28 protein-coding genes and 2 pseudogenes are annotated in these 25422 nt (G+C 68.9%); 15 read left to right on the forward strand and 15 right to left on the reverse strand.

Features of this window, described 5'->3' with window-relative positions; translation table 11 throughout:
* Together ACQPZP_RS03230 and ACQPZP_RS03235 are read right to left on the reverse strand one after the other, a co-directional pair.
* Positions 1-750, reverse strand: a complete 750-nt coding sequence (locus ACQPZP_RS03230; protein WP_433476125.1) for an ABC transporter ATP-binding protein — start codon at positions 748-750, stop codon at positions 1-3.
* The gene (locus tag ACQPZP_RS03235; protein ID WP_433476126.1) at positions 747-1280 is read right to left on the reverse strand and encodes a PadR family transcriptional regulator; all 534 of its coding nucleotides are present in this window, start codon (positions 1278-1280) and stop codon (positions 747-749) included. Before ACQPZP_RS03235 ends, ACQPZP_RS03230 begins: the two co-directional genes overlap by 4 nt.
* 369 nt (positions 1281-1649) lie before the next feature.
* Between ACQPZP_RS03235 and ACQPZP_RS03240 the strand changes: the two genes are divergently transcribed.
* Entirely contained in the window at positions 1650-1823 is a 174-nt protein-coding gene (locus ACQPZP_RS03240; RefSeq protein ID WP_433476127.1) for a hypothetical protein, read from the forward strand.
* A gap of 258 nt (positions 1824-2081) precedes the next feature.
* On the opposite strand, the gene ACQPZP_RS03245 is transcribed toward ACQPZP_RS03240, so the two are convergent.
* The 8 genes and pseudogenes from ACQPZP_RS03245 to ACQPZP_RS03280 form a co-directional block, all read right to left on the reverse strand.
* Complete coding sequence (locus ACQPZP_RS03245; RefSeq protein ID WP_433476128.1) at positions 2082-2783, reverse strand: hypothetical protein; 702 nt, start codon at positions 2781-2783, stop codon at positions 2082-2084.
* A gap of 122 nt (positions 2784-2905) precedes the next feature.
* Positions 2906-3235 carry a hypothetical protein gene (locus ACQPZP_RS03250; RefSeq protein WP_433476129.1) on the reverse strand — a complete coding sequence of 110 codons (330 nt, stop codon included), beginning with the start codon at positions 3233-3235 and terminating at the stop codon, positions 2906-2908.
* 327 nt (positions 3236-3562) lie between these two features.
* Positions 3563-4789: a serine hydrolase domain-containing protein gene (locus ACQPZP_RS03255; protein ID WP_433476130.1), complete on the reverse strand. Its 1227-nt coding sequence runs from the start codon at positions 4787-4789 to the stop codon at positions 3563-3565.
* A gap of 428 nt (positions 4790-5217) precedes the next feature.
* Positions 5218-5832: a TetR/AcrR family transcriptional regulator gene (locus ACQPZP_RS03260; RefSeq protein WP_433476131.1), complete on the reverse strand. Its 615-nt coding sequence runs from the start codon at positions 5830-5832 to the stop codon at positions 5218-5220.
* Positions 5832-6257 (reverse strand): VOC family protein, encoded by a 426-nt coding sequence (locus ACQPZP_RS03265; protein WP_433476132.1) that lies wholly within the window; start codon positions 6255-6257, stop codon positions 5832-5834. Before ACQPZP_RS03265 ends, ACQPZP_RS03260 begins: the two co-directional genes overlap by 1 nt.
* Before the next feature lie 163 nt (positions 6258-6420).
* Entirely contained in the window at positions 6421-7017 is a 597-nt protein-coding gene (locus tag ACQPZP_RS03270) for a dihydrofolate reductase family protein (RefSeq protein WP_433476133.1), read from the reverse strand.
* 122 nt (positions 7018-7139) lie between these two features.
* Positions 7140-7494, reverse strand: a pseudogene (locus tag ACQPZP_RS03275) (transposase); the annotation flags it as partial.
* Positions 7495-7629: 135 nt separating this feature from the next.
* A complete protein-coding gene (locus tag ACQPZP_RS03280; protein WP_433476134.1) occupies positions 7630-8163 on the reverse strand; it encodes a hypothetical protein in 534 nt (177 codons plus the stop codon).
* Between the two features lie 351 nt (positions 8164-8514).
* Between ACQPZP_RS03280 and ACQPZP_RS03285 the strand changes: the two genes are divergently transcribed.
* From ACQPZP_RS03285 to ACQPZP_RS03295, 3 genes and pseudogenes are all read left to right on the forward strand, one after another.
* Positions 8515-9174, forward strand: a complete 660-nt coding sequence (locus tag ACQPZP_RS03285; RefSeq protein WP_433476135.1) for a hypothetical protein — start codon at positions 8515-8517, stop codon at positions 9172-9174.
* A 66-nt stretch (positions 9175-9240) separates the two neighbouring features.
* A pseudogene (locus ACQPZP_RS03290) lies at positions 9241-9306 on the forward strand (hypothetical protein); the annotation flags it as partial.
* Between the two features lie 80 nt (positions 9307-9386).
* Positions 9387-10169 (forward strand): MerR family transcriptional regulator, encoded by a 783-nt coding sequence (locus ACQPZP_RS03295; RefSeq protein ID WP_433476136.1) that lies wholly within the window; start codon positions 9387-9389, stop codon positions 10167-10169.
* Between the two features lie 26 nt (positions 10170-10195).
* On the opposite strand, the gene ACQPZP_RS03300 is transcribed toward ACQPZP_RS03295, so the two are convergent.
* Complete coding sequence (locus ACQPZP_RS03300) at positions 10196-11590, reverse strand: pyridoxal phosphate-dependent decarboxylase family protein (protein ID WP_433476137.1); 1395 nt, start codon at positions 11588-11590, stop codon at positions 10196-10198.
* Positions 11591-11676: 86 nt separating this feature from the next.
* On the opposite strand from ACQPZP_RS03300, the gene ACQPZP_RS03305 reads away from it, so the two are divergent.
* Positions 11677-13050: a PLP-dependent aminotransferase family protein gene (locus ACQPZP_RS03305; RefSeq protein ID WP_433476138.1), complete on the forward strand. Its 1374-nt coding sequence runs from the start codon at positions 11677-11679 to the stop codon at positions 13048-13050.
* Here the strand turns inward: ACQPZP_RS03305 and ACQPZP_RS03310 are convergent.
* Positions 13038-13913 (reverse strand): hypothetical protein, encoded by an 876-nt coding sequence (locus ACQPZP_RS03310; protein WP_433476139.1) that lies wholly within the window; start codon positions 13911-13913, stop codon positions 13038-13040. The genes ACQPZP_RS03305 and ACQPZP_RS03310 overlap by 13 nt on opposite strands.
* Before the next feature lie 71 nt (positions 13914-13984).
* Here ACQPZP_RS03310 and ACQPZP_RS03315 point away from each other — a divergent pair, with 71 nt between their 5' ends.
* The 7 genes from ACQPZP_RS03315 to ACQPZP_RS03345 all read left to right on the forward strand — a co-directional run bounded on the left by ACQPZP_RS03315 (position 13985) and on the right by ACQPZP_RS03345 (position 19702).
* Positions 13985-14485, forward strand: coding sequence for a GNAT family N-acetyltransferase (locus ACQPZP_RS03315; RefSeq protein ID WP_433476140.1), 501 nt, complete (start codon positions 13985-13987; stop codon positions 14483-14485).
* Positions 14473-15045 carry a helix-turn-helix domain-containing protein gene (locus tag ACQPZP_RS03320; protein ID WP_433476141.1) on the forward strand — a complete coding sequence of 191 codons (573 nt, stop codon included), beginning with the start codon at positions 14473-14475 and terminating at the stop codon, positions 15043-15045. The genes ACQPZP_RS03315 and ACQPZP_RS03320 overlap by 13 nt, the downstream gene beginning before the upstream one ends.
* 175 nt (positions 15046-15220) lie before the next feature.
* Positions 15221-15931, forward strand: coding sequence for a hypothetical protein (locus tag ACQPZP_RS03325; RefSeq protein WP_433476142.1), 711 nt, complete (start codon positions 15221-15223; stop codon positions 15929-15931).
* A gap of 45 nt (positions 15932-15976) precedes the next feature.
* Positions 15977-16438: a nuclear transport factor 2 family protein gene (locus ACQPZP_RS03330; RefSeq protein WP_433476143.1), complete on the forward strand. Its 462-nt coding sequence runs from the start codon at positions 15977-15979 to the stop codon at positions 16436-16438.
* A gap of 93 nt (positions 16439-16531) precedes the next feature.
* Entirely contained in the window at positions 16532-17746 is a 1215-nt protein-coding gene (locus tag ACQPZP_RS03335) for a hypothetical protein (RefSeq protein ID WP_433476144.1), read from the forward strand.
* On the forward strand, positions 17746-18531 hold the full coding sequence (locus ACQPZP_RS03340) for an SDR family oxidoreductase (RefSeq protein WP_433476145.1): 786 nt from the start codon (positions 17746-17748) through the stop codon (positions 18529-18531). The genes ACQPZP_RS03335 and ACQPZP_RS03340 overlap by 1 nt, the downstream gene beginning before the upstream one ends.
* A 13-nt stretch (positions 18532-18544) precedes the next feature.
* Positions 18545-19702, forward strand: a complete 1158-nt coding sequence (locus tag ACQPZP_RS03345; RefSeq protein WP_433476146.1) for a sulfotransferase family protein — start codon at positions 18545-18547, stop codon at positions 19700-19702.
* Here the strand turns inward: ACQPZP_RS03345 and ACQPZP_RS03350 are convergent.
* Together ACQPZP_RS03350 and ACQPZP_RS03355 are read right to left on the reverse strand one after the other, a co-directional pair.
* A complete protein-coding gene (locus ACQPZP_RS03350) occupies positions 19681-20439 on the reverse strand; it encodes an isocitrate lyase/PEP mutase family protein (RefSeq protein WP_433476147.1) in 759 nt (252 codons plus the stop codon). The two genes, ACQPZP_RS03345 and ACQPZP_RS03350, sit on opposite strands and share 22 nt — an antisense overlap.
* A gap of 13 nt (positions 20440-20452) precedes the next feature.
* Positions 20453-21874 (reverse strand): MFS transporter, encoded by a 1422-nt coding sequence (locus ACQPZP_RS03355; protein WP_433476148.1) that lies wholly within the window; start codon positions 21872-21874, stop codon positions 20453-20455.
* A 131-nt stretch (positions 21875-22005) separates the two neighbouring features.
* On the opposite strand from ACQPZP_RS03355, the gene ACQPZP_RS03360 reads away from it, so the two are divergent.
* The 3 genes from ACQPZP_RS03360 to ACQPZP_RS03370 all read left to right on the forward strand — a co-directional run bounded on the left by ACQPZP_RS03360 (position 22006) and on the right by ACQPZP_RS03370 (position 24539).
* Entirely contained in the window at positions 22006-22986 is a 981-nt protein-coding gene (locus ACQPZP_RS03360) for a sigma-70 family RNA polymerase sigma factor (protein ID WP_433476149.1), read from the forward strand.
* A gap of 111 nt (positions 22987-23097) precedes the next feature.
* Positions 23098-23874 carry a class I SAM-dependent methyltransferase gene (locus ACQPZP_RS03365; protein ID WP_433476150.1) on the forward strand — a complete coding sequence of 259 codons (777 nt, stop codon included), beginning with the start codon at positions 23098-23100 and terminating at the stop codon, positions 23872-23874.
* Positions 23875-23987: 113 nt separating this feature from the next.
* Complete coding sequence (locus tag ACQPZP_RS03370; RefSeq protein ID WP_433476151.1) at positions 23988-24539, forward strand: hypothetical protein; 552 nt, start codon at positions 23988-23990, stop codon at positions 24537-24539.
* Here the strand turns inward: ACQPZP_RS03370 and ACQPZP_RS03375 are convergent.
* Entirely contained in the window at positions 24521-25405 is an 885-nt protein-coding gene (locus ACQPZP_RS03375) for an SAM-dependent methyltransferase (protein WP_433479543.1), read from the reverse strand. The genes ACQPZP_RS03370 and ACQPZP_RS03375 overlap by 19 nt on opposite strands.
* Between the last annotated feature and the right edge of the window lie 17 nt (positions 25406-25422).

The following is a 25422-nucleotide window of genomic DNA, read 5'->3' on the forward strand; positions in this document are numbered from 1 at the left end:
TCAGCCCTCCAGCCCGATCAGTCCGTCGAGCCGTCCGGCGCCTGCCGGCCCCGTGCCTGCCAGCCGGGCGTCGTCGACGAACGTCCCGTCGCGCATCGAGACCACCCGGTCCGCGGTGGCCGCGACCCGCTCGTCATGCGTGACGATCACGAGGGTCTGCCCCGCGGCACGCAGGTCCTCGAAGAGCCTCAGCACATCGAGCGTCGCCGCGGTGTCCAGGTTCCCGGTCGGCTCGTCGGCCAACAAGATCAGCGGCTCGTTGGCCAGGGCGCGGGCGATGGCCACCCGCTGCCGCTGGCCCCCTGACAGCTCCCAGGGCAGATGCCGGGCGCGGTCGGCGAGCCCGACCCGCTCCAGCAGAAGGGCCGCGCGGCGCCTGGCCGCGCGCGGCGAGCGCCCGGCCAGCAGCGCGGGCAGCTCCACGTTCTCCGCCGCCGACAACTCCTCCACCAAATGGAAGGCCTGGAAGACGAACCCCACCGACCGGCGCCGCAGCCGGGCCAACGCCCGCTCGCTCAGGGTGTCGATCCGCCGGCCGGCCAGCCACACCTCCCCGCCGGTGGGGCGCTCCAGCCCGCCCAGCATGTGCAGCAGGGTGGACTTCCCGCAGCCGCTGGGCCCCGTCACCGACAGCATCTGCGCCGCCGGTACGTCCAGGTCGACTTCATCGACCGCCCGGACCAGGCCCTGCCCCTGGCCATGTTGCTTGGACAGGCTGCGGACCTGCAGCACGTCGTCGCCCTCGTTCATGCACCCTCGGATTCGTTCTCGAGCCTCGACCAGACCCGCTCGCAGGCTTGCAACCAGCGCAGGTCGGCCTGCAGCCGCAACGCGACCCCTTCCAGCAACAGGCCGGCGGTCGAGCCGTCCGGCTCGGCCAGCATCGCGCGCTGCGCCTCCCCCAACCGCCGCAGCAGCTCGCGGCGCTGCGCGTCCACCAGCTCCACCGGATCGGCGAGCCGGCCCGCGGCCGCCGCGGCGAGTTTGAGGTGGAACTCCGCCAGATTCGGTTTCGGCCAGCTCACCTCGGCCAGCCAGGCCGCCACCCGCTTCTGCCCGGCCGGCGTCAGCGCGTACACCTTGCGGTCCGGCCGGTCCGGCAGCCCTTCCGCGCGTTCGCAGACGACCAGTCCCGCCTTCTCCAGCCGGGCCAGGGTCACGTAGACCTGACCGGCGTTCATCGACTCCCCGAGGGGACCGAGCGCCCGCCGCAGCCGCTCGCGCAGGCGGTACCCGTGCGACGGTTCCTTCGCGAGCATCGCCAGCACCGCGTCCTGCATGCATCACCCCTAACGGCTAGCTAATAGTTAGCGGTTAGCTGATACGTCCGTCAAGCGAGACCTCCGGCCGACGCGGCCCACCGCACCGGCTGCACCACCAGCATCAGAGGGCAATCAGCGTGAGGGAACCGCCGATGAACATGCGGTGGTAGCCAGGGTGCCGCGTTTTGGCCCGAACAGCTGATAGTGATTCCTGGGGCCAGAATCAGCCCATCTTTGGGTGAGTTCTGGGTCCGGTGCCGACTTCCGGGACACTAGTGATCGGGTCTGGCGTGCTTGGTGTGAATGGGAGGTGTCGTGGGGTCGGATCGTGCCGCACCGAGGGTGAGCCGGGATGAGTTGCTGGCGATGATGCCGGAGGTGCTTGTGGTGGCCAGCGATCTGGGGCACCCGATCCACCTGGTCGAGCACAACGGCCGTCTCGTAGTGCTGGATGGGTTCCACCGGCTTCTCAAGGCCGATATCGAGGGACGCGTCGAGGTCGAGGCGATGGTGCTGTCGCCGGCGGACTTGGAATCGATCTGTGCCCCGGAGCGGATGTAGTAGCCCGTCAGCTGTGACCGCGCTCGGTTATGAATTCCGTTGTGATAAGGGGGAAGAGGTCGGGTGGTTGTTCGTTCTGGAGCTCCGACCGCTTTATCGTGTGGCGCACGTTCATGCGGTGCGGCATGCTGGCCTGCAGTGGCGTGAGTGCTTGGGGGCCGCAACTCACGCGTAGGCGGGCCGCCACTCGTTCTTGAAATCATGGATGGCCGCCGGGGGCGTGAGCCCACGACGGCCACCGGCCTTCGCGACGGAGGTTCAGCCCTGCATGCCGTGCGCACCCTCCGAAAGGTGATGGGTGCGACCGCGCGTGCTCCTCAGCGTGACGATGCCCATCATGAGGAGCCAGTAGCTGAGGATGGCCCCCATCGACGCGGTCGTGCCCCAGCCGTTGGCGGCGTAGAAGAACGAGGGCTCATTGCCGAAGAAGAGCGATGGAATGAAGGCGAAGTTGACCGCCGCGAGCACGTAGGCCGAGGTGCCGGTCCATCGCGGGAGGACGTTCGTCTTGGTGACGGCGTATCCCAGGGCGACCAGGAAGAAACCCAGCAGCATGCGTCCGATCGAGCCGTAGAGGATGTAGGTGCCGCTGACGGCGATGGTGGGGTCGATCGGATGGTCGGCCTCGATGACCGCCCCGGCTTCCAGCCCACTGGAAACCAGGGTGACCACGACGTAGCTGAGCCCGGTTGCGAACGCCAGATTGCCGACCCACTCGTGCCGTGAGTCGACGCTCTTGATGAACTCCCGGAACGTCGTCACGAAGACGAGCAGGAACCCAAGGGCCAGTATCCCGATCAACAGCCGGCCGAGAACATTGGCGTCCGGCGGCGGCCCCGAGTAAACGAAGTACAGCGGAACCTCGACGATGAAGGCGGCAGCGGCGGCAAGGCACGACCACCCGGTGAAGCGACGAGCAAGAACTGTGTCCACGAGACACCCTTTCTGGGGGGCTGGCATCTACGTGAAACTCTGCCGGGCCGGCCCCAGGGCTGTCCGTGGGCGTGAACCCCGCATTCCGGTGGGCTTACCTCTACCTCTCAGGCCGTCGCCCTGGACGTCGTGAGTCCGCTCCACCCGACTCAGTTCGCCTTGCGCCTGCGCCGCTGCCGACTGCTCTTAACCGGCGAGGACTTCCCTTCTGCGACGAGCTGCTCATGCTGCTGCCACCCCTGGAGCCACTTCCACCCGGACCCAAGCGTTGCGGTAGTGGCGGCCACCATGAACGCGGTCACCTGGGTCTCATCGAGGTGAGCCCCCGGTACAAGCTGCGCCACGATCCCGGCCAACCACCCGGCCGCAACAGCGAACACGGGCGTGAACAACGCAACCCCGCGCCCCAACCAGGAAGCCTCCCCGTCCACACCCTCACTCTCCTCAGCCGGGACGTCCTCAACCGCGCTGTCGACCACAGAACCACGCTCCACGACAAGCGGAAGGACGACATGGCGCCAGCGGTCGCCCTCCCATTGACCTGACGGTCCAAGAGTGCCGCCACGGTCGCACAACCGTCCGCCAAAGCCACCGACAGACCCTGGCCGGCTCTACGCTCCAGAACTCCCCGCGGGACGAGGCCCCACCGCTCATACGGTCAAGGACCTGGCCCGCGCCCTGGAGTCGGCGCCATTCGACGCTGCCCCGGAGGATCTGGTTGCCCGCCGCGGAATCCACCCGGCCCGAGCCGGCGGATTTCCCGGTCTGGGCCCTTTCTTCGGGTTGGCTCCGCCCTTGGTTGCGCGTCAGCCGCCACCGTCGCCGTCGCCGGGTGAAGCCCCGGTGATGGCCTGCGTCTGCTGTCCGGTGATCTCCTGCAGCGGAATGTCGTCGTAATTGCTGACGACGACGCCGACCCACCCGGTGTCCGGGTAGATGCTGTAGTAGGTGAAACTGCCGGGGTGGGGGCCGCCGCGCCCGAGCTCCCATTGGCCTTCGACGATGTGGGCTGTCGGCCCGTAGGTGGCGAACCCTGGGGAGCCTCGGAAATTGGGGGCCTTGACCGAGGTGTACACGTCGGCCCAGGGCGGGTCGAGCACGGTGCCGTCGTACAACGCTTCCGCGAACCGGACCATGTCCGGTGCGGTGACGAACCCGCCGTCCGGGACGAAGTTGCGGGCATTGTTCTGGCCCGCCATGCCCGGGCTCGGGCTGTCCTTGTCCAGGTTGCGGACGGCGTCCACCCAGCTGCCGTCGGCCTGTTTCATGTACGAGTGCGCGATGTGCTCGTCGGCCAGCCACTGCGGCCTGGTGTAGTACCCCGAGCCGGTCATGCCGCAGCGCTCGAAGATGTGCTTGTGCACGTAGTCCCAGAACGTCATGCCGGACACCGCCTCGACGATCTGCACGACGACTTCCGAACCCCAGCCGGGTTTCTTCGAACCCGCACCGGGGGCTGCGTCCAGCTTCGCCTGCCGGGTGTACTGCTGGTCGTACTCGAGCTGCTCTTCCTTGCTGTGGAAGATGCGTTGGTAGTCGCGCTCCGGAAAGGACAACCCTGAGGTGCCCATAAGCAGGTGGTGGACGCGCACCTGCTCAGCGATCTCCTTGGCGAAACCGGTCAGGTAGGTGCCGACCGTATCCCACAGCTTCACCTTGCCCAGCTGCGCCAGCTGCACGATGGACAGGCTGATGAACGGCCCGCCGTACTGGTTGAACGCGACACCTTCGTGGTTACGGATCCCCTTCTCCTTGTCGGCCATGCCGTGGCTGCGCGACAGCACCGTCCGGCCCCGGTGCGACAGCAGCACCACTCCGGAGAACTTGTCCTCGGCGGCCAGCTTCGCGATGTACCGGTCGTAGGCGCCGCCGGGACGGGTGTCCGGCGGGATCGGGCCGAGTCGTGCACCTCTGCCGGTTCGTGCCGAGGCCGCCCCGCCCAGCAGCGGCGCGGCCGCGGCGGCACCGGCCACCACGGCGCCGCCCCGCAGCATCGAACGCCGGTCCCACTCCCTGTCACTCGCACTGGCCATGGCCTTTTCCTTCTCCCTTTTCGTGATCACCTTCCCCCGCGACTTTCTAGCCAGCGGACGGTCACAGCACGGTGCCGACAGCTGTGACCCGGCAGTGACCCGGGTCTGCGGCCAGAATGGGGTGATGCCGACACCGCCATGGACTCCGAGGCCAGGGCGCCGGGCCCTCGGCACGGACCGCTGTGGTCGGTGTCTCCATCGAAAACCGGAGACTGTTGCGGCGGCGTATGCGATTTTCGATACGCCCGCGATACACCCAACCCCCGGCATCCCCGGCATCAAGGAAATGGTGCAAGCCGTGAAAAGGTCCCGCCGCTGCTGATCGCGACAGCCCGGCAGCTATTGCGGGTGCTGGACGACTCGTCGGTGACCACCGCACCGCCGAGGCGACTGAATAGCTGGACCTGTGTGAACTCCCTGAACCAGCGCTACTCAGGGTTGGAGGTCTGGGCGCCGTCCTGTTCGGGTGCGGTCCTCCCGAGGCGGAGGCTGGCGAGGACGGTGTCCACGGATTGTTCTGCCACGGAGCGGGTCAGGGGTAGGTGGCCGAACAGAATGCGGTAGTAGAGCGGGGCCGCCAGGGCGTCCAGGACGAAGTCCAGGTCGAAGTCGGCGCGGATCTCGCCGCGTTCGGCGGCCGAGCGGAGCGTGGCGGCGGTGGTGGCGCGGCGGGGGTGGAACACCCGGTCCAGGAAGCGTTCGGACAGTTCGGGGTCGGTGTGAAGGTCCGCGACGAGAGCGGGCAGCACGCGGCCGAGGGGTGTGCCGGCCAGAGAGTCGACCACTGTGGTGATGCCGGTGATGAGGTCGGCGCGCAGGTCGCCGGTGTCGGGGGTGGGGCGCAGGCCGAGGCCGTCGGCGACCGCGTCGACCACGAGGTGGCGTTTGGAAGGCCAGCGGCGGTAGACGGCTGGGCGATGCACTCCGGCGCGCTGGGCGACGGTGCCCATCGACAGCGCGGGGTAGCCGACCTCGCCGAGTAGCTCGACGGTGGCGGCCAGCACGGCGCTGTCGATGCGCGGGTCGCGTGCGCGTCCAGCCATCAGAAGACGGGCTTGGGCACCAGGACGACGCGCCAGCCGTCCGGGTCTGCGAAGGTCAGGGCGCCGTTCTCGGTCCAATAGGGGTTCTCCGCCGGCACCGGTTCGTGCCCGGCCGCCGCGAGCCGTTCGACCACGTCGTACATCCGCGCCTCGCCCGCGAAGTACAGCACGAGCAGATTGTCATCGGTGGGCGCCGGGCACGGACTGCCGTCTGCGTGGGACGTGAACTCCAGGTGGTAGTCGGTGCCCGGGAGGCCGAGCATCACACCGTCATAACCGGCGTGGCCGTTGAACCGGTAGAGCTCAAGCAGGCCCAGGTGATCCCTGTAGAAGGTGACCACCTCGTCCAGCTTGTCGGTGGGCCGCGCGACCCGTACCTGCGCCACCGCAAGGCCATCCGGCCAGGCTTGCGTCTCTGTCGCCATGCCCATAACGGTACACGATGTACCGAATTATGAACCGACCGCACCGGCCGTCCTCCTGCGCGGTCCGGCCCCGTGACCGGCACCCGCGCCCGACCCTCATCCAGATGCGCCCAGGACGGCGCCGCACATCACGCACGCAGCGGGACGACGATCTCGGCATGGCTCAACGCCGCCCCATTGCCGATGAGCCGTGTCGGGTCGGCCGATAGGTCAGCACCTGCGTGTGGCCGTCGAAGGTCTGGGCTTCCAGCAACTCCAGGTCGAAGTCGTCCGCACCGTCGAAGATCCGGTCCACGCCGGTCGTCCCGGAGATCACCGGGAAGACCGTCACCTCGATGGTGTCGATCAGGCCGGCGTTCAGCAGTGCCCGGTTGAGCGTCAGGCTGCCGTGGGAACGCAGCGGCACGTCGGATTCGGCCTTGAGCCGCGTGACCACCTCGACAGGATCGCCGGACTCAATAGTCGTGTCCGGCCAGTCGAGCGGCTCGGTCAGCCGACTGGAGAGCACTGTGACCGGAGAGTCGAACATGCGCGTGATCCACCCGTCGAGCAGGCTGCGGTCAAAGCCTGCGTTAAGGAACGGCGCGTTCGACGAGTAGGTCTTGGCCCCGAGCACCATGCGCAGCGGGTCGCGGTAGGCAGCGGCGCGATGCGTGAGGAATTCGGGGCCCTGCTTGCCCCAGTAGCCGCCCCAGTCGCCGTCGTGGTTGGCGAAGCCGTCGAGCGTGGAGAAGATGTCGAAGGTGTACGTGGCAGTCATGGTGTCTCCTTGCGGGAAGTCGGTCGCGCCGCGCCTTGTCGCGGCCTCACCCGTTCTACGAACACCACCGCCCCGATCCGACACGCCTCCCGGATTTCTTTCGGAGAACTTCGTTGCCGGTGGGCGTCGGCGGCCAGCGCAACGACGTGGAGGGGATCCATGGCCGCGATCGCGTCGGGGACGGTCGCAACGGCGGCGGTCTTGTAGCCGGTGAACCCGTCCATCGCCACGCCCTCGATCCCGTCGCGGAAGGCGCTGCTTTGGGCGCAAGCCAGGCCTTGAACACTGCTTTGGAGCGGCCGTCGACCATGTCCAGTTGCAGCGCCGGGCCAGTGCCGTCAGGCACCGGTGTCAGGTCGATGATCACCGTGACGTACTTGTCCCGCGACGGGAGTGTCGCCACGCGTGCTCGTCGACACCGAGGACTTGCACGCCGTCGAGACGGTGCGGGTTGCTGATCAGCCCACGGTGTCGTTCGCGGTTTTTCGCGACACGTCCAACCCTCGGCGACTCGGGAGACCCTGACCTGCGCGGACATGCGCCTTGGCGGAACCCCCGATCGATATCCCGACGCCCTGCCTGGACGCGCCGGGGGCAAGAACCTGGTGCTCGTCAGGGGAAAGAGGTGTCGTGGACCCCCACCGGGGCGCCCATCGCCTCCTGCAGTGACTCCAGGAGCTTTTCCAGGTCGCGCCCCTCGGGCTCGTGCAGGAACGTGGTCACGGCGGCGTAGACGTCCACCGTCGCGTACGGATGGTCCGCGTCGTACTCACCCATGAGAAACCGGGCGAAGGTGGGCGATTCCGGGTCCTCGTCGAGCACCCACCTGCCGCCGACGTCGCTGAACATGTACTCGGCGCAGTACGCGGTCAGAAGCAGGTCGAAGGGCTTGTAGCCGATCATCTCGAATGGGGTCAGGTCCCCGGACGCGCAGATGGTGCTCATGTGCATGAGGCCGTGGCTCGGGTGTTCCAGGAGGACCTCGGGCGGATCCCAACGGGACAGTCCGCCCAGGTGGACGACCAGTTCACGACTCGCTTCGACCCAGGTCGGCAGCAGTTCCCGGCGCTCGTCGCGGACGAGGGTCGCCGCATCCGGGGTCAGCGGGTCGGGCAGCGGCTGCTCCGGATCGAACGGGTACGCCATGAACTCTCCTGATCTTGGAACGAATTGAACACGCACGTTAACGCACCCGGCGTCGAGCAATCAGCCAGCAATGCAGACCTCGGCTTGCTGCTCCTCGGAACGAGCCACACCCTCGCATGTGGTGGTGCGAGGTCGCGGTCCCCTGCGCACCGGCGCTTCACCGAGTGGACGCGCTTGTGCGCTGAGCTGCGGCCGGCTGCTGCTGGACGAGCCGGGCGCACGGGCAACCGGGCGGTTGGTGCCCTCCGCATGTGTTGCGGGCGTGGTGGTGGGGCGTCGCGTCGCCGGCCGAGAGCGCCAGGGGCAGCGCGGCTGCGACCTTCTCCAGTGTGGGTGTGTCACGCTGTGTGCGTGGTGGATGTGGTTCAGTCTGGACGGTCGCGGTGGCGGCTTGGGGTTGCGATCACGTCTGCCTTCGTCGCCGTCGTGGGTGGGTGCGGGGTGGCGGCCGCCTGGCGGCTCGGGTTCTTCAACTCGGACGGACGGTTCGACGACCTTGACGCCTGTGCGCTCATGCCGGATGCGACGGCTCTTGCGCCCTTGGTTTCGAACGGTGCGAGTGAGGCCGTTGACTCCCGGCCTCGGACGTTGTTCGGGTTCGGCGGCGGTCCTACACGGTCTGAGTGCAAGTGGAGCAGCGTCCCGGCAGGGGTGGACCGGCCGTTCCGGACTGTGCGGGTCTTCGTCGAAACCACGCATGCGACCTCGGATGCAAGCGGCCCGGAGAATGCCGCGGAGTCGTTGAGGGTCTGGCATGACAATCGGGTGCGCAGGGGCTCCGGGATGACGTCCGTGGACATCGGCGAGAAGGGGTACGGGATCACCGACACGGCGACGTACGTCATCGCCTTTGCCCGCATCGAGGTCTTCGACGTCCACGTCAAGTTCAGGGTCTCCAACGCGGTCCTGGACGTCTCGGCGCGCATGCATGACCAGCCGGGGGATAGTGAGCGGGCGCAGGTGGAAGGTCTGGCGAAGGCGGTTGCGGCGCGTCTTCCCTCGGGTGACTGAGGCTTCCTCTCGGAAGCGACGTCGAGGGGTTGAATCTCCCCCAAGGGGAGGTGTCAGGGTTTGGACATGAACGGGCGCGGGGGCTACTCGATCGGGGAGCTGGCGCGGATCAGCGGGGTCACGGTCAAGGCCGTGCGGTTCTACTCCGAACGCGGGCTTGTGCCGGAGGTCGGAGAACGGCCGCGGGCCATCGGCGGTATGGGGCCGATGCCGTGGAGCGGCTCGGCCTGGTGCGGACGCTGCGCGACCTGGGGATCGACCTTGCGTCCATCCACAAGATTCTCGACCGGCGGATACCGGCCGGCCAGGTCGCCGCCGCTCATGCAGAAGCGGTCGCGGTGCAGATGCGGGTGCTACGGCTGCGGTACGCGGTGCTGTCGGCGGCGGCCCGGCGCGGCTCCACACTCGAGGAAATGGATCTCATGCATCGACTCGCACTCATGTCGGCGGCTGAACGAGACAGGCTCGTCGCCGAGTTCCTGCACAGCACCTTCGGTGATCCTGACGACGCCCCGCTCTCGCTCGTCCTGCGTCGGTCGCTGGCACCTGAACTTCCGGACGACCCCACGACCGAGCAGGTGGAAGCCTGGGTGGAGCTGGCCGAACTCACCCAGGACCCCGGATTCCGCTCGCTGATGCGCGGTCTGTTCACCGACTACGCCGTCCAGGACGCTCCGGCTCCGCCGCGCAAGCACATCGTCGCTCGAGTGGCGGAGACCGTGGCACCGCTGATGGCCACAGGTGTCGCTCTCGACTCGCTGGAGGCGGCGCAAGCCGTCGAGAAGATCGCCGGTGCCTATGCCGATCTCCAGGGACGGCACGACGATGCCGGCCTGCGCGAGAGCCTCGCCGCCCACCTGGCCGCCGCCAACGATCCGCGCCGTGAGCGGTACGAATCGCTGCTGTCGATCATCAACGGCTGGGGGCCACCTGATTTTCGCCGACAGGAGCTGGAATGGTTCCTCGCGGCGCTTGCTCGGGCCGAGCAAGGATAGGACAGGCGCAGCGCACGGTGCGGCTCCTATGCCGCGTGGGTCGGGTGGCTGAGCCTGGCTTTCAGGGCCTCGGTGAGTCGGTGGACGTCAGCCTGGGTGGTGCGCCAGTTGCTGAAGGCGGCGCGGAGTGCGGGTGCCCCGGCGTACGTGGTGGGGGTGAGGAACGCTTCGTCCTTCAGTTCGTCGGCGAGGTCGGCCAGTCGCTCGGCGGTGGGGTCCTCGGCCAGCGTGAAGCAGACGACGTTCAGGCGGACCGGTGCCAGCAGGCGCAGCGCGGGAATCGTCTCGATCGCCTCGCCGAGCGCGTGTGCACAGGCGGTGTTCCGCTGGACGATCTCGCGGTGCCCGTCCCTCCCATAAGCGCGAAGTGTGAACCAGGCGGCGAGCGCGCGCAGGCGCCGGGAGTTCTCCGGAGCCAGGTGGACATGGTCGGGGGTTTCGCCGAGCGGGCCGAGGTAGGCGGCGGCGTTCTGGAACACTTTTACCTGGAGGTCCGGGTGGCGGGTGAACTGCACGGCGCTGTCGTAGGGGACGTTCAGCCATTTGTGCAGGTCGATGCAGACGGAGTCGGCGGCGTCGAGGCCGGCGACCAGGTCCGCGTGGTCCGGCGACAGGGCCGCGAAGCCGCCGAAGGCGGCGTCCACGTGGAGCCAGAAGTCGTGGCGTTCCCGCAGTGCGGCGATGGCGCGGAGGTCGTCGAAGTCGACGGTGTTGACCGTGCCGGCGTTGGCGACCACCACGCACGGGCCATCGACCCGCGTCAGCGCCTCCTCCAGTGCCGCCGGGTCCACTGCCTCTCGGCCTTGGAGGACGGGCACGTGAACCAAGGAGGTGCGGCCGAGCCCGAGCATGGACAAGCCCTTGGCGATACTCGAATGCGGACTGCCGGACAGAACGCTGACCCGTCCCAACGCCGCCGTGCCGTCCTGTGACACGGAGACGCCTTTGCGCTCGCCGAGCCACTCGCGGGCGATGGCCAAACCCACCGTGTTGGACATGGTCGCGCCGCTTACGAACGCCCCTTGATACGCGTCGCCGAGACCGAACAGCTCGCGCAGCCAGCCGACCGTCCGGCGTTCGAGTTCCGGTGCCGCGCCGTCGAGCGCCGACGTGGGGTTCTGGTCGGCCGCCGCGGTGAGCCAGTCGCCTGCCAGTGCGGCCGGGGTTACGCCACCTGTGACGAAGCCCAGATAGCGAGGTCCCGCGCTGGCGGACAGCAGCGGAGCCCAGTTCCGGGTGAACTCGTCAAGTGTCGCCGTCAGTCCGGCCCCCTCCTCCGGGAGTGGTTCAAGGGCGGGCAGGCGCAATGCCGGGACGACCGGCTGCTCATGCAGGCGACCGACCATCGCGGCCGCGCGCAGGCGGGTCGCCTCCAGCAGATCCGGCAGTTCCGCGAGATCGGTGGCGAGGCGTGGGTGCATGGGAGGGCTCCGATTCCGGTGGCTTCAGGGGAACGGTATCCACAGCAGGGCGTGAAACTCTGGTCCAATATCGGCAAACTGGACCAGTGCACATCACGGACGACCAGCTGGCCACGGCACTGGGCGAATGGCGAAGACCACGTGTCGCTCTGGCGCGCGCGCTGGCGGACGCGGTCGGCGACGCGGCCTTGGACGGCCGGTTGCGGGTCGGTTCGCAGCTTCCCGCCGAACGCCGTGCCGCCGCCGCGCTCGGCGTCAGCCGGGGCACCGTGATCGCGGCGCTCGGCATCCTCCGGGACGAGGGATGGGTCGAAACCCGGCACGGCAGCGCGAGCACCCTGCGACTTCCGCCGGAGGCGGCGACGCGCATCGCACCGTCCTCGGCCGTTGGCGAGGACGGGGTCATCGATCTTCGAAGGGCGGTTCCGGCCGCACCCCACACGGCGTACCAACGGGCCCTCCTCCGAGCGTCCGAACGTTCCGGCCCGGTGCTGGCCGAAAGCGGAGAGACCGGCCCTGGGCTGGCAGAGCTGCGATCACTGATCGCCGACCGCCACACGGCGGAGGGGCTCGCCACGCGGCCCGAGCAGATTCTGATCACCTCCGGGACGCGTTCCGCCCTCGCGCTGCTGTCGGCGCACCTGCGTCCCCGCGTCGTGGCGGTGGAGATCCCCACCTATTCCGACCCCCTGGCCGCCTTCCGGACGACCGGTACCCGCCTGGTCGGCTGCCGGGTCGTTGCCCCGGACGGCTGGGACCTGGACCAGCTCCACGACGCGTTCCGGGCCGCCGCAGGCGGTCTGGCCTACCTGGTCCCCGACTTCCAGAACCCGACCGGCGCGCTCATGCCCGGCGCCGTCCGCAAGACCGTGGCCCGGCTGGCCGAACGGTATCGGGTGACGGTGGTGGCCGACGAGACCATGCGCGATCTCGACCTGCGCGAGACACCCGCACCGCTCAGGCGGATACCCGGCTCCATCCTCATCGGGTCGGCGGCCAAGACGATCTGGGGCGGCCTTCGCGTCGGCTGGATCCGCGGAACGGCCGCGCTGATCGGCGAACTGGCCCGCCATCCACTGTGCGAACCGCTGTCCGCGGCGCCGACGCAACAACTGGTCGCCGCCGAACTCCTTCGCGACCTGGAACCGGTGCTGCGTCACCGACGGGTCGTCCTGCAACGGCAGCGCGACCACCTGAGCGGGCTGCTGGCCGGAGACGACCGCTGGGAGTTCACGGTTCCTCCCGGAGGGCTCGCGCTCTGGTTGCGCTTGACCACCATGCGAGCCGATACCGTCGCGACGCGCGCCCGCGCGCACGGGCTTGAACTCTCCCCGGGCCCCTCATTCGCGGCCGACGCGACCCACGCCCACTACCTGCGCCTGCCCTTCACCCCGCCGATCGCCACGCTGGACCGCGTGGCCACCGCACTGGATCGCGCCTGCGACGATCAGGGCCCATGAGCCCGGTGAGGGCTTCGCTCCAGGTCGCGCTGGTCCGCAGCGTCGCGCACGCGGGCTTGACGGACCACGCCACGGTGAGCCTTCATCGGACGGACGTCCGCACGGCCAGTGTCGCGATGAGCGCCCCGGCGACCACGGCGGTCGCAAACCGTCCCCGGTAGCCGGTGAGCAGGCGGCCCAGCGCCGACCCGGTGAGTACCAATGCCATCTGCCAGACGGCGGACGCCGTGCACGGCGCCGGTCACGATTCGCACGGCGATCCACAGCAGCACGGCGGCGGCCGTCCAGCGGAGGGGGCCGGCGATCGGCTCGATCACCCGGCTCGCCGCGCTCCCCGCCGCGATCGCGAGAGCGCTGTAGAGGCCGTCCACGGTCACGACCCCGAGGGCCGCGGCGGCGCCCACGCGCATGGGAGCCGTCGAACTCAGAAGAAGCAGATAGACGGCGACGGCTCCGACCTGCATGGCGATTCCGAGGCCCGCGACGGCCCCGGTGACGAGGGCCGTCGTCATGGAGTGAGCCCAAGCCGCATGATCGTCAGGTCGAGCCCGGCCGCCGATGCCTTCGCCCTGATGCCCCGGGACGACGTTCACCGAGTGCTCCACCGTGAACCGGTAGCCCTCTTTCGGATGCCACTGGGCCCACGACGCATACCCGAGAACCTCGCCCGCGGCGTCGACCGCGAACGCCGCCGGCCGTCCGAGGAGTTCGGCCCACCACGCGGCCGCCTCCTCGGGTGCCTGCTTCACCGTGGTCCATATCGCAGTTGTGTGCTCGATCGCGTCGTTGGGGACACCCCGGATGCTCTCGGCGTCCCCGGCCCGACCAGGCCCGACCACGATCGGGTCATATAGTGGACGCATATCCACTATCATAGAAATCGGCGATCGTTGACCGCACCGTATTTTTCGGAGCAAGTGAGACAGGAGTCCGGATGGTGTTGCGCTTCGAGGTCGATGGGCTGACCCGGTCGGAGGTCCATCGGCTGCTGGAGGAGCATCTGGCCGACATGTACGCGACCTCGCCGCCGGAGTCGGTCCATGCGCTGGATCTGCGGGAGCTGCGCGACCCGGCCGTCGAGTTCTGGTCGGCCTGGGAGGGGCCGGAGCTGCGCGGCTGCGGTGCGCTCAAGGACCTCGGTGGCGGCGACGTCGAGTTGAAGTCCATGCGGACGGCGCGGGCCGCGCGGGGGGAGGGCGTCGGCACCGTCATGCTCCGGCACCTGCTGCGGGTCGCCGCAGAGCGCGGTCACCGGCGGGTGCTGCTGGAGACCGGAAGCCAGGACTTCTTCGCCCCGGCCCGGCGGCTCTACGCGCGGCACGGGTTCACCTTCCGCGAGCCGTTCGCCGGCTACGTCCGGGATCCCAATAGCGTCTTCATGGAGTTGCGCCTCGACGGCGACGCAGCTCCTGAGGTGAATCCATGTCCACTTTGATGGAGGGCCGGAACGCTCTCGGACAGCGGGTCAAGGCGGAGCGCGCCCGGCGCGGCTGGTCACTGGCCCGGCTCGCCGACGCCTCCGGTGTGTCCCGGGCGATGATCAGCAAGATCGAGCGCGGTGAGAGCAACCCGACCGCCGTGGTTCTCGGCAAGCTCTCCGCCGCGCTGGAGCTGAGCATGACCGCGCTGCTGTCGCCGGCGGACGGGGCCACCACCGACCAGGTGCGGCGCGGCGCCGACACCCCCCACTGGACAGATCCCGACACCGGCTACATCCGGCGCCAGATATCGACGCCGGGCTTTCCCGTCGACGTCACCGAGATCGTGCTGCCCGCGGGTGCCCGGGTGCCGATGCCGGCGGGGAGCTTCGCGTTCATCGCCGAGCTCATCTGGGTCCTGGAGGGCGAGCTGACCCTGGTCGAGGGGGCGACCGCCCATCGTCTCTCCGGTGGGGACACGCTCGAGCTCGGAGAACCACAGGCCCGCGAGTTCGTCAACGACACCACCGAAGAATGCCGTTACGTCGTGGTCGTCACCCGCAAGGCCACGGCATGAGCGACGTGACCTCATGGTTCCTCGTGGGCGCGCTCACCGAGCGGCCCTTCACCGGAAACCCCCGCGTGCCGTTGTCATGCTCGACGCGCTGGCGAGGAACGTGGCCGCCCGTCTGAACTCTTTCGGTTGAGGTCCCGCGTGGCGTGGCTCGCTGGGGCGCCTTATCGTTCGGTGGATGTCTGATGATCGGCGGACGAGGGTGCGCAAACCCGACGCTGAGGCCGTCTTGGTCGAGATCAAGCACCTGTCCCGGGAACGTCGGCGTGCGGTGAGCCGTCGGGCGTGGAGGCAGATGGGCCGGACGCAATGGGTCCTCGCGGGGCCGCTCGTCGTGGTGGTCGTGTTCTTCGTCGTTGCTCTGACCGTCTATCCGCCGCTGTACGTGCTCTTCGGCACTGCCGTGCCGGGGCTGGTCAACGATGCGGGTGACAAGGGGCCGGTTTCGACTGGTGAGAAGGTCAAAGCGCTGGGCGTCTGGATTCCCTGGATGCTGATCCTCGGCTATGCCGTCTGGGCATCGGTCCGTCAGCGGATCCTGCGTCCGTACCTCGCCATCGACAAGGACGGAGTCTGGCCCGTCTTCGGTGGACGCATTCGGGATGGGCTGGCGTGGCCCCAGATCTCCGCGATCCATGTGGTGGGAGAGGGGGACGTCACGTCGGTGCCCGTTGGGGAGGCTGCGGCGCCGTTCGTGGAGCTCTTTCCGACGAATGCGGTCAAGGATTCCGGGCCGGCGACTCCGCTGGACGCCATGGTCGTCAATGCTCAGGCCCCTTCGCCGAGACTACGGGGTAAGCGGTACGTCATCGAGTTGGCCGGCCCGTCCCCTGAGTTGGACGGTGCCATCGAGCGGTTCGGCCCGGGCAAGCGCCTCGTCCGGGGGTAGAACCTGTTCTTGTCTTCCGGCGGTGCAGCGAGCAGGCTGTGTCGCATGGATTTGGTTGCTCTGGAAGAGATCCGGCGGCTGAAGTACCGCTACCTGCGCTGCGTCGACCTCAAGCTGTGGGACGAGTTCGCCGAGGTGTTCACCGAGAACGCCGTCGCCGAGTACGACACCCCCGTCCTCGGCAAGACGCTCCGGCTGGAGGGGCGGGACGCGATCATCGACTACATGCGCGGCAACCTCGGGCCCGACAAGATCTCCACGCACACCGCCGGCTGCCCGGAGATCGACGTGGACGGCGACCGCGCGACCGGCATCTGGTCCCTCGACGACACGATCATCCTTCCCGGGGACAACCTGCTCATCCGTGGCGCCGCCTACTACTACGACACCTACCGGCGTGGTGGCGATGGAACCTGGCTCGTCGAGAAGACCGGGCACCGCCGGACGTACGAGTACATGGTGGCGCTGGACGACACGCCGAGCCTGAAGTTCACCACCTCCCATTGAGCGGGACCCGGCCGTTGACCTCTGCTTAGAACGAGTTCTAGCGTCCATTCCGCCCGAGCACGGCTTCGCGCCCGCGAATCTCAGGAGAGCCCGGTGGCCACCGACTCAGCCGAACTCAAGACCTTCGACGCCGCCACGCGCTCGTTCGCCGACGCGGTCGTGGAAGCCGAGCGCATCATCCGCACCGCGCCCCACGTCAAGACCGACCAGGACCTGGCCGAGGGCCTCGACTATCTCGCCGGGAGCATCAAAGCCTCCCTTCACATGGTCGCCGCCTACCAGCAGGACTATCCGTTCTTCGCCTCGTCCACCGGCCCCTACACCAAGCTCGGGCTCGACAATCCCGACACGCTCTACTTCCACGCCTACATAAGGGACGACGCCGAATACGTCGTTACCGGTCGTCGCGGGACGACGGCGGACCTCAGCTTTCAGGTCATGAACGGCGACTACTCGCCCACCCAGTCGCCCGACAGCCTCACCGCCTTCGACGACCGTGAGCTGGACATCGGCGCCGACGGGACGTTCCGGCTGCGCTTCGGCCCGCCCAAGAAGGACGCCGGGCCTGGTTACGTCGCGCTCTCTCCGGGGTCGGCGATGCTGATCGTCCGGGAGGTGTTCAGCGACTGGGAGAACGAGCGGCCGGGGGAGATCCGCATTCACCGAGCCGACACGCTTGGAACGTCCCCTCTGGCCGTGCCATCCGACCGGATGGCGCGAAGGTACGAGATCGCGGGCAAGATGCTCGTGTCCAGGATCCGCACCTTCCTGGCCTTCCCCGAATGGCATTACCTGCAGTTGCCGGTCAACACATTGACCGAGCCGCGACTGACGCCGGGCGGCCTCGCCACGCAGTTCTCGTCCGTTGGCCACTACGACCTGGACGACGACGAGGTCATGGTCATCACCGCCCCGGCCGCCGACCGCGACGTGGCCCCCTACCAGGGCTTTCAGCTTGGCAGCATGTGGTACATCTCGCTCGACTACATCAACCACCAGACAAGCCTCACCAGCGACCAGGCCCGCGTGGACGAGGATGGCCTGATCCGCTACATCGTCAGTGAGCGCGATCCCGGCCTCGCCAACTGGATCGAACGGACCGGTCACCGCCGCGGCTACCTGCAGTTCCGCTGGCAGCGCGTCACCCGCGACCTCAAGCCCGAGGACGGCCCGAGCGCCGAGGTGGTGCCGTTCGACGAACTGCCGCGCATCCTGCCGTTCCACGAGAAACAGCGCGTCACCAGGGACGAGTGGGCGGAGAAGATAGCCGCCCGCCAGACCGCCGTCGCGAAGAGGATGCTCGGCTGATGGGCGCCGAGATCCTCCAAGACAAGGTCATCGTCATCTCCGGGGTCGGCCCCGGGCTGGGGCGCGGCCTTGCTCTCCAATGCGCCAAGGCCGGTGCCGACGTCGTCCTCGCCGCGCGCAAGGAAAAGCGCCTTGTCGAGGTCGCCAAGGAAGTCGAGGAAATCGGTCGGCGGGCCGTCACCGTCCCGACCGACATCCGTGACGCGGCGGCCTGCGAACGACTCGCCGAAACGGCCCAAGGGGCGTTCGGACGGGTGGACGGCCTCATCAACAACGCCTTCGCAACCCCACCGCTCACCGACCTCACCACGGTCGACATCGATGCGGTCCGCGCCGGGTTCGAAACCAACGTTCTGGCCGCGCTGCATCTGACCAGGTTGTTCGTCCCCGCGCTCGAAGAGCACCGCGGCTCCGTCGTGATGGTCAACTCGGCGGTGCTGCGCCATTCCCGGCGGACGTTCGGCGCCTACAAGATGGCCAAGGCCGCCCTGCTCGCCATGGCGCAGAACCTCTCCACCGAGCTCGGCCCACGCGGAATCCGCGTCAACACGATCGCGCCCGGATACATCTGGGCCCCCAATCTCAAGTGGTACTTCAACCACCTGGCGGAGGAGCGCGGCGTCCCGCCGCAGCAGGTCTACGACGAGAACGCCGCCACCACCGACCTTCGGAAACTGCCCGAGCCCGACGAGGTCGCCGACGCCGTCGTGTTCATGCTGTCGCCGCTGGCCCGCGCCGTCACCGGGCAATGCCTGGACGTCAATTCCGGCGAGTGGCACCACTAGGAAGGGCGTACCGATGACCGATGGCCGCGACAGCGTGGGGACCGTCGACGACCTCCACGCCTCCGCCAGAAAAGTCACCGGCATGGACGACTTCGGCGGCGACGAGTACATGGACGGTTTGAAGGTCCTCCTTGAGTCGCTCGCCAAGGACGCCGGACTCACACCCCTCGGCAACAAAGCCCAGCGCGCGATGCTGCGCGGCGCTCTGGCTGCCCGCCAATTCTCCGAAGCCGCCTGGCGACGCCATCCCGAGCACGCCGGCGTCCCCATCGAGCGGCCCATCTTTGTCACCGGCCTGCCCCGCACCGGGACCACCGCCCTGCACCGGCTGCTCACCGCCGACCCCGCCCATCAAGGCCTCGACCTCTGGCTAACCGAGGTGCCGCAGCCCCGCCCACCCCGCGAAACGTGGTCGAACAACCCGGTCTTCCAGGCGATCGACGCCGGATATCGCCGGCACCACATCGAGAACCCCGAATTCATGGGCGTCCACTACATCTCAGCGGACTCCGTCGAAGAATGCTGGCAGCTCCTACGCCAGAGCATGCTCTCCATCTCCTTCGAAAGCCTGGCCCACCTGCCGACCTACTCGTGCTGGCTGGCCGAGCAGAACTGGACGGACGCCTACCGCAGGCACCGCCGTAACCTCCAACTCATCGGCCTGAACGATGCAGGACGCCGCTGGGTACTCAAGAACCCCAGCCACCTTTTCGCCCTGGACGCGCTCCTCGACGTCTACCCCGACGCGCTGATCGTCCAGACGCACCGCACGCCGCGCACCGCGATGGCGTCCATGTGCAGCCTCGCCGCCCACGCCACCGCCGGATGGTCGGACGTGTTCACCGGCGCCACGCTCGGCCGCGACCAGCTCGGCCTCTGGAGCCGCGGCCTCGACCGATTCCGCGCCGAACGCGCACGCCACAACCCCGAGCAGTTCGCGGACGTCCACTACGACGACTTCGTCCGCGACCCCATCGGCACCGTCGAAGGCGTCTACACGCATTTCGGCCTGCCGTTCACCGACGAGGCCCGAACCGCCATGACGGAACTGCACAACGAAAGCTCCACCGGGGCGGCGAAACCGGCCCACAGGTATTCACTCGAAGACTTCGGCCTAACCCCTGACCAGATTGACGAACGCTTCGCCGACTACACAGCCGGCCTTCGCTGATCTACCAACAACTCGGCGGCCAAGCCCTCGAACGCCGCGAGAGCCGAAAAGAACCCCCTTGGCCCGATGGAGACGCGCCCGGCCCCGGCTGCGGCCAAGTCCGCGACGCTCCCGCCGAAGTTGGCGTTGACGGGCGCGTCCAACCCCTCGACGACGTCCCGCACGACCGCGGGGTCCGTCAATCGCAGCGGGTAGACGCAGTCGGCGCCGGCATCGAGATATCGCCGACCACGAGCGATGACATCCGGCGTCGCGCCCGGGCCGTCGTGTACGTACGCGTCGATACGGGCGTTGATCACGATGTCCACCCCGGCCCCGGCCGCGGCGGATCGGATCGCCGCGAGCCGCTCGGCCACCCCGCCCGGATCGAGAAGGCTCCCGGGCCGGGCGTGGTCGGAGTCCTCGATGTTGCAGCCCACGGCCCCGGCGGCGAGGAGACGGTCGACGAGCTCGGCCGGATCGAGCCCGTATCCGTCGAGCAGGTCGGCGGTCACAGGCACCTCCACGGCCTCGGCGATCCGTCCGACCGCCTCGAACAGGGGCCCGACGGGAGCGGACGGATCGTCCGGCAGCCCGAGCGAGGCGGCGATCGCCACGCTGGACGTGCCCACGGCCCGCCCTCCGGCCGCCACGGCGCGCTCGGCGCTCGCGACGTCCCAGGCGTTCACGAGCACGAGCGGATCGCCCGGCTTGTGCATCGACCGCAGTTGGGCGGCGGCGCTTGCGAGGTCACTCATCACACACTCCAGTTCAGCGGGTCGGTTCGGGCGCGGGACGGGAGACAGCCGGAACCGGAGAGATCCGGGCCGCCCGGTCCGGGCCGGGAATGAACAGGCCGGCGAGCGCGCCGGCCAGGGACAGGGCGGCGCTGACCGCGATGGCGGGCACGAAGCCGTCGGAGAACGTCTGCGCGGTGCCATAGCCGCCCTTGGCGGTGAACACCGCGGCGGCGACGGCAACGCCGACCACCGCGGCGAGCTGCCGCAGGGTGTTGAAGACGCCGGACGCCTTGCCGATCTCCGGTGCCGCGACGGCGTTGATGACCGCGGTCTGCGCGGCGGGCATCGCCATGCTGACCCCGGCACCAGCGATGATCATGGGCGCGATCAGCTGCGGATAGCTCGTCGACGGATCCGCGATGAGCGCGATCCACCCCATCCCGACTCCCTGCAACGCCAGCCCGGCGACCGTGAAGGCCCGGGCCCCGATCCGGTTCACCAGGACCCCCGTGACCGGTGCGATCACGGTCACCGTCGCCGTCCACGGGATCAGCTTGAGGCCGGTCGCCATCGGGCCGTCCCCGAGGCCCGTCTGGAAGAACTGGGTCACGAAGAACAGCGAGCCGTACAGCGCCGCGTACATGAAGAGACCGGAGGCGTTGCCGGCGGAGAACCCGCGCGAGCGCAGCAGCCGCATCGGCACCATCGGCTGCGGGACGCGGAGTTCCCAGGCTACGAACCCGGCCAGCAGCACCGCCCCGGCCGCCAGCGCGCCGTCCACCTCGAACGCGCCCCAGCCGGAACCGTCGGCGCGGATCAGGCCCCAGACGAGGCCCAGGGCACCGCCGGTCACCAGCAGGACGCCGCCGAGGTCGAAGGAGGCACCGCCGCCGCGGCTCTCCGGGACGCGCCGCAGCACCAGCGGGATGCTGACCAGGCCGATCGGCACGTTGAGCCAGAAGATCCACTGCCAGGCCAGGCCCTCGGTGACGATCCCGCCGACCACCGGCCCGGCCACCACCGCGAGCCCGGTGAGCCCGGTGAAGATGCCCAGCGCCCGGCCGCGCCGCTCGGGCGGGAACCCGTTGCTCAGCAGCGCCATCGCGAGCGGCATCACGATCGCGGCCCCGCACCCCTGGACGGCGCGGGCGGCGATCAGCCAGCCGATGCCGGGCGCCGCCGCGCACGCCGCCGATGCCGCCGTGAACAGGCCCAGCCCGGCCACGAACATCCGCCTGCGCCCGAACCGGTCGCCGAGCGCGGCCCCGGTCATCAGCAGCACGGCGAAACTCAGGCTGTAGGCGTTCACCGTCCATTCGAGTTGTTCCATGGTGGCGGCCAGGTCCAGCCGGATCTTCGTCAGCGCGGTCGCCACCGCCGTCGCGTCCAGCGCCACCATCAGTGATGCCGTCGCGGTCAGGCCGAGCAGCCAGCCGCTTCCCCTCTGTGTCATGTGCGCCCCTCAGCGGTTCTCGGGTGAATGTCCGTCACCCCGTACAAACCGGCCGGGTCGGCGGGATTCAGCGGACGCAGGCCGACGACTTCGGCCGCCGCGTCCGGTCAGTACATGGGGAGGTGCGCCTTATGAAGACCGATGAGAGAAATTCCGTGGCCGATGAATTCGCGCGGCTGACCGATCCGTTCCGGCGGGAACTGCTGGCCTACTGCTACCGCATGCTCGGTTCCGTCCACGACGCAGAGGACCTGGTGCAGGAGGTCTACCTGCGCGCATGGCGCTCGTACGCGGGCTTCGACGGCCGGGCTTCGATGCGGACGTGGCTGTACCGGATAGCGACGAACGCGTGCCTGAACGCCTTGGAGCACAGCAGCCGTCGGGTGCTGCCCTCTGGGCTGGCCTCGCCGTCCGACGACCCGGCCCAGACCGTGCGGGCTCCTGAGGTGACCTGGCTGGAGCCGTTCTCCGAGCGGCCGGCCGGTGGCGTGCCGGAGGATCCGGCCGCGATCGTGGCGTCGCGGGCCGGGCTGCGGCTGGCGCTGATCGCCGCGTTGCAGTACCTGCCGGGCAGGCAGCGGGCCGTGGTGATCCTGCGGGACGTGCTGGCCTGGCAGGCGGCCGAGGTCGCCGAACTGCTCGGGATGACGAAGGCGGGGGTGAACAGCACGCTGCTGCGCGCCCGTTCACGGCTGGAACGGCTCGTCCCCGCCAGCGACGAGATCACCGAGCCGGACGAGCCGGAGCAGCGGGAGATCCTCGACCGGTTCGCCAGGGCGTTCGAGGCCGCCGACATCCTCGCGATCACCCGGCTGCTCACCGAGCAGGCGGCCCTGGAGATGCCGCCCGTTCCCCAGTGGTTCGTCGGACGGGAGGCCATCGGCAGGCTGCTCGCCGCGCGGTTGTCCGAGGGCTGCGGCCGCAACCGGCTGGTGCCCACCCGGGCCAACGGCCAGCCCGCCTTCGCCGTTTACCAGCGCCGCGAGGACGGCGCCCTGCACGCACATTCCATTCTGGTGCTGACCCTCACCCGTGCGGGCATCACGCACATGTCGACCTTCCTCGACGAGGGACTGTTCGAGTACTTCGGCCTCCCGCCCGTCCATCCGTGAATGCGCCGGCACGGTCCGGACGGCGGCCGTTCGCCGCCGTCCGGCTTACCGGGCGCGGCGGCGGGGTAGGGCATCCTGCATTCACCGTAGTGCTCATGGGGGACGAGCCCGATGACGAAACCGCCGCCATCCGTCCGCAGGAATCGCGCGAGCCTGACCTACAAACTCCGATACGCGGCCCAGAACCCGGACAAGATCGGGTCATATCTGTCGCGCGTCGCCCGCGATCTGAAATTCCGCGTTTCCAGCAGGAGCCATGTCGCCTACTACCGGGCCGTCATGAAGTCCGACACGGCGCGGAACCCGGAGGCCGCCGTCGGCAGCCGCACCCACGAACGCTGGCTCGCCCTCGGCCAGATGCAGTTCGACTACCTGGTCGGACACGGGCTCAAGCCGGACGACCGGATCCTGGAGATCGGCTGCGGCAACCTGCGCGCCGGCTGGCGCTTCATCGACTACCTCGACGCCGGCAACTACTACGGCATCGACATCTCGCCGGACATCCTGCTCGCCGCGCAGCACACCCTCGTCCGCCACGACCTGCGCGAGAAGCTTCCGCACCTGGCCCTGGTCGGTGATCTGAAGCTGCGGTTCCTCCCGTCCCGCCACTTCACGGTCGTCCACGCGCACAGCGTGTTCAGCCATTCGCCCATCGAGGTCATCGATGAATGTCTCGCCCATGTGGGCCGCGTCCTCGCCCCCGGCGGCTTCTTCGATTTCACCTTCGACCGCACCGAGGGAACCGAGCACCACGTCCTGCGCGAGGACTTCTATTACCGCACCGAAACCCTGACGGCCCTCGCCGAACGCCACGGCTTCTCCGCCCGCTTCATGGACGACTGGGAAGAGCTTCCGCACGGCCAATCCAAAATCCGCGTCACCCGGTGACCCGGCGGGCCCGGAACCGGACGTTCGCCTGCCTTTTACGCGCCCATGAGTTTGATCAGCACCGCCCCGAGGGATCTTTCGCCTGGTCGAGATGGCGTCAGATCGGGGAGACGATGAACTTCGCGCACACCGTCCGTGCCGTGGGAGCCCCGATCGCGTCGGCGCTGCTGGCGGGCACGCTGCTGCTGGGATGCAGCGACGACCCCACCGAGACCGATGTGTCCCCTGCTTCGGGCATTGCCGGGCAGATCGGGCAGATCTCCATCCGCGACCTCTTCGTCCTCGGCGGCGAGGGAGGTGCGACGATCCAAAAGGGCGGGTCGGCTCCCGTCTACATGACCCTGGTCAACTCGCCCGGCGAGGTCGAGACCCTGGGCCCGTCCGATGCCCCCGATCCCAACGCCGGCACCGACGCGCTGACGGCGGTCTCGTCCCCGCAGGCCGCCTCCGTCAAGATCATCGGCGGGCCGGTGTCCCTGCCCGCCGGGCAGAACGTCCGGATCGGCCCCGCGGCCAAGATCGTCCTGCGCGGCCTCAAGCAGCCGCTGAACTCCGGCGACTTCGTCGCGGTCACCCTCCGCTTCAAGCGATCGGGCACCGGCTCCCTCAACGCCCCGATCCAGGCCCGCGAAGGCGACCTGCAGAGCTACTCCCCGGCCCCCTGAGCCGTCCCCTTGCGGCCCACGGCCGCATAGCACCACTGCTGGTCGGCCCGGGGCGGGATGGTCGTGCCCGGGTCGGGGCGCCACATCGACAGGGTGGTCAGGCCGGGCTCCAGGAACTCGAAGCCGTCGAACAGCCGCGTGACGTCCGCGCGGCTGCGCAGCGTGATCTGGTAGGTGGCCTTCTCGTACACCGCGCCCGCGTTCTGGACGCGGCTGTCGGCGTCGAAGTCGCCGGTCACATGCGACACCACCAGGTGGCTGCCGGGCGCCATCGCGTCGCGGAACCGCGCGACGATGCCGGGCGGGTCGTCGCCGTCGCCGATGAAGTGCAGGACCGCCAGCATCAGGACGGCGACGGGCCGGTCGAAGTCGATGAGCCGGTTCAGTTCGGCGTCGTCCAGGATGTCGCCGGGACGGCGGGCGTCGCCCTGGATGACGGTCACCTCGGGCGTGCCGGCCAGCAGCGCCCGCCCGTGCGCCAGCACGACCGGCTCCCGGTCGACGTAGACGACGTGGGACTCGGGGGCGACCTGGTGGGCGATCTCGTGCACGTTGCCCTGGGTGGGCAGGCCCGATCCGATGTCGATGAACTGCCGGATCCCGGACTCGGCGAGGAACCGCACCGCGCGCCGCAGGAAGGCGCGGTTCTCGCGCGCGAGGAAGGGCGTGTCCGGGGCGTGCCGGATGACCTCGTCCGCGGCCTCCCGGTCGGCGGCGTAGTTGTCCTTGCCGCCGAGCAGGTAGTCGTACATCCGCGGGACGTTCGGCGTATGCGGATCGACGGCGTCCAGTGTCTGCTCCCTGCCGACGGTGTCGGCAATGTCGGTGATGTCGGCAATTCGCGAGCGGCGTATATCGCGAAGTATTCACGAACATGTAAGCA

The organism is Spirillospora sp. CA-142024, assembly GCF_050942325.1.
In the GTDB taxonomy this organism is placed as follows: Bacteria; Actinomycetota; Actinomycetes; order Streptosporangiales; family Streptosporangiaceae; genus Spirillospora.

What these genes read in the sequence shown, in the direction of transcription:
- ACQPZP_RS03340 (WP_433476145.1), top strand. Translation starts at nt 17,746, where the DNA reads ATGGGCGCCGAGATCCTCCAAGACAAGGTCATCGTCATCTCCGGGGTC.
- ACQPZP_RS03365 (WP_433476150.1), top strand. Translation starts at nt 23,098, where the DNA reads ATGACGAAACCGCCGCCATCCGTCCGCAGGAATCGCGCGAGCCTGACC.
- ACQPZP_RS03315 (WP_433476140.1), top strand. Translation starts at nt 13,985, where the DNA reads ATGGTGTTGCGCTTCGAGGTCGATGGGCTGACCCGGTCGGAGGTCCAT.
- ACQPZP_RS03270 (WP_433476133.1), bottom strand. Translation starts at nt 7,017, where the DNA reads ATGACTGCCACGTACACCTTCGACATCTTCTCCACGCTCGACGGCTTC.
- ACQPZP_RS03330 (WP_433476143.1), top strand. Translation starts at nt 15,977, where the DNA reads ATGGATTTGGTTGCTCTGGAAGAGATCCGGCGGCTGAAGTACCGCTAC.
- ACQPZP_RS03230 (WP_433476125.1), bottom strand. Translation starts at nt 750, where the DNA reads ATGAACGAGGGCGACGACGTGCTGCAGGTCCGCAGCCTGTCCAAGCAA.
- ACQPZP_RS03235 (WP_433476126.1), bottom strand. Translation starts at nt 1,280, where the DNA reads ATGCAGGACGCGGTGCTGGCGATGCTCGCGAAGGAACCGTCGCACGGG.
- ACQPZP_RS03300 (WP_433476137.1), bottom strand. Translation starts at nt 11,590, where the DNA reads ATGCACCCACGCCTCGCCACCGATCTCGCGGAACTGCCGGATCTGCTG.
- ACQPZP_RS03345 (WP_433476146.1), top strand. Translation starts at nt 18,545, where the DNA reads ATGACCGATGGCCGCGACAGCGTGGGGACCGTCGACGACCTCCACGCC.
- ACQPZP_RS03280 (WP_433476134.1), bottom strand. Translation starts at nt 8,163, where the DNA reads ATGGCGTACCCGTTCGATCCGGAGCAGCCGCTGCCCGACCCGCTGACC.
- ACQPZP_RS03360 (WP_433476149.1), top strand. Translation starts at nt 22,006, where the DNA reads ATGAAGACCGATGAGAGAAATTCCGTGGCCGATGAATTCGCGCGGCTG.
- ACQPZP_RS03370 (WP_433476151.1), top strand. Translation starts at nt 23,988, where the DNA reads ATGAACTTCGCGCACACCGTCCGTGCCGTGGGAGCCCCGATCGCGTCG.
- ACQPZP_RS03245 (WP_433476128.1), bottom strand. Translation starts at nt 2,783, where the DNA reads ATGCCAGCCCCCCAGAAAGGGTGTCTCGTGGACACAGTTCTTGCTCGT.
- ACQPZP_RS03265 (WP_433476132.1), bottom strand. Translation starts at nt 6,257, where the DNA reads ATGGCGACAGAGACGCAAGCCTGGCCGGATGGCCTTGCGGTGGCGCAG.
- ACQPZP_RS03320 (WP_433476141.1), top strand. Translation starts at nt 14,473, where the DNA reads ATGTCCACTTTGATGGAGGGCCGGAACGCTCTCGGACAGCGGGTCAAG.
- ACQPZP_RS03325 (WP_433476142.1), top strand. Translation starts at nt 15,221, where the DNA reads ATGTCTGATGATCGGCGGACGAGGGTGCGCAAACCCGACGCTGAGGCC.
- ACQPZP_RS03310 (WP_433476139.1), bottom strand. Translation starts at nt 13,913, where the DNA reads ATGCGTCCACTATATGACCCGATCGTGGTCGGGCCTGGTCGGGCCGGG.
- ACQPZP_RS03355 (WP_433476148.1), bottom strand. Translation starts at nt 21,874, where the DNA reads ATGACACAGAGGGGAAGCGGCTGGCTGCTCGGCCTGACCGCGACGGCA.
- ACQPZP_RS03255 (WP_433476130.1), bottom strand. Translation starts at nt 4,789, where the DNA reads ATGGCCAGTGCGAGTGACAGGGAGTGGGACCGGCGTTCGATGCTGCGG.
- ACQPZP_RS03350 (WP_433476147.1), bottom strand. Translation starts at nt 20,439, where the DNA reads ATGAGTGACCTCGCAAGCGCCGCCGCCCAACTGCGGTCGATGCACAAG.
- ACQPZP_RS03260 (WP_433476131.1), bottom strand. Translation starts at nt 5,832, where the DNA reads ATGGCTGGACGCGCACGCGACCCGCGCATCGACAGCGCCGTGCTGGCC.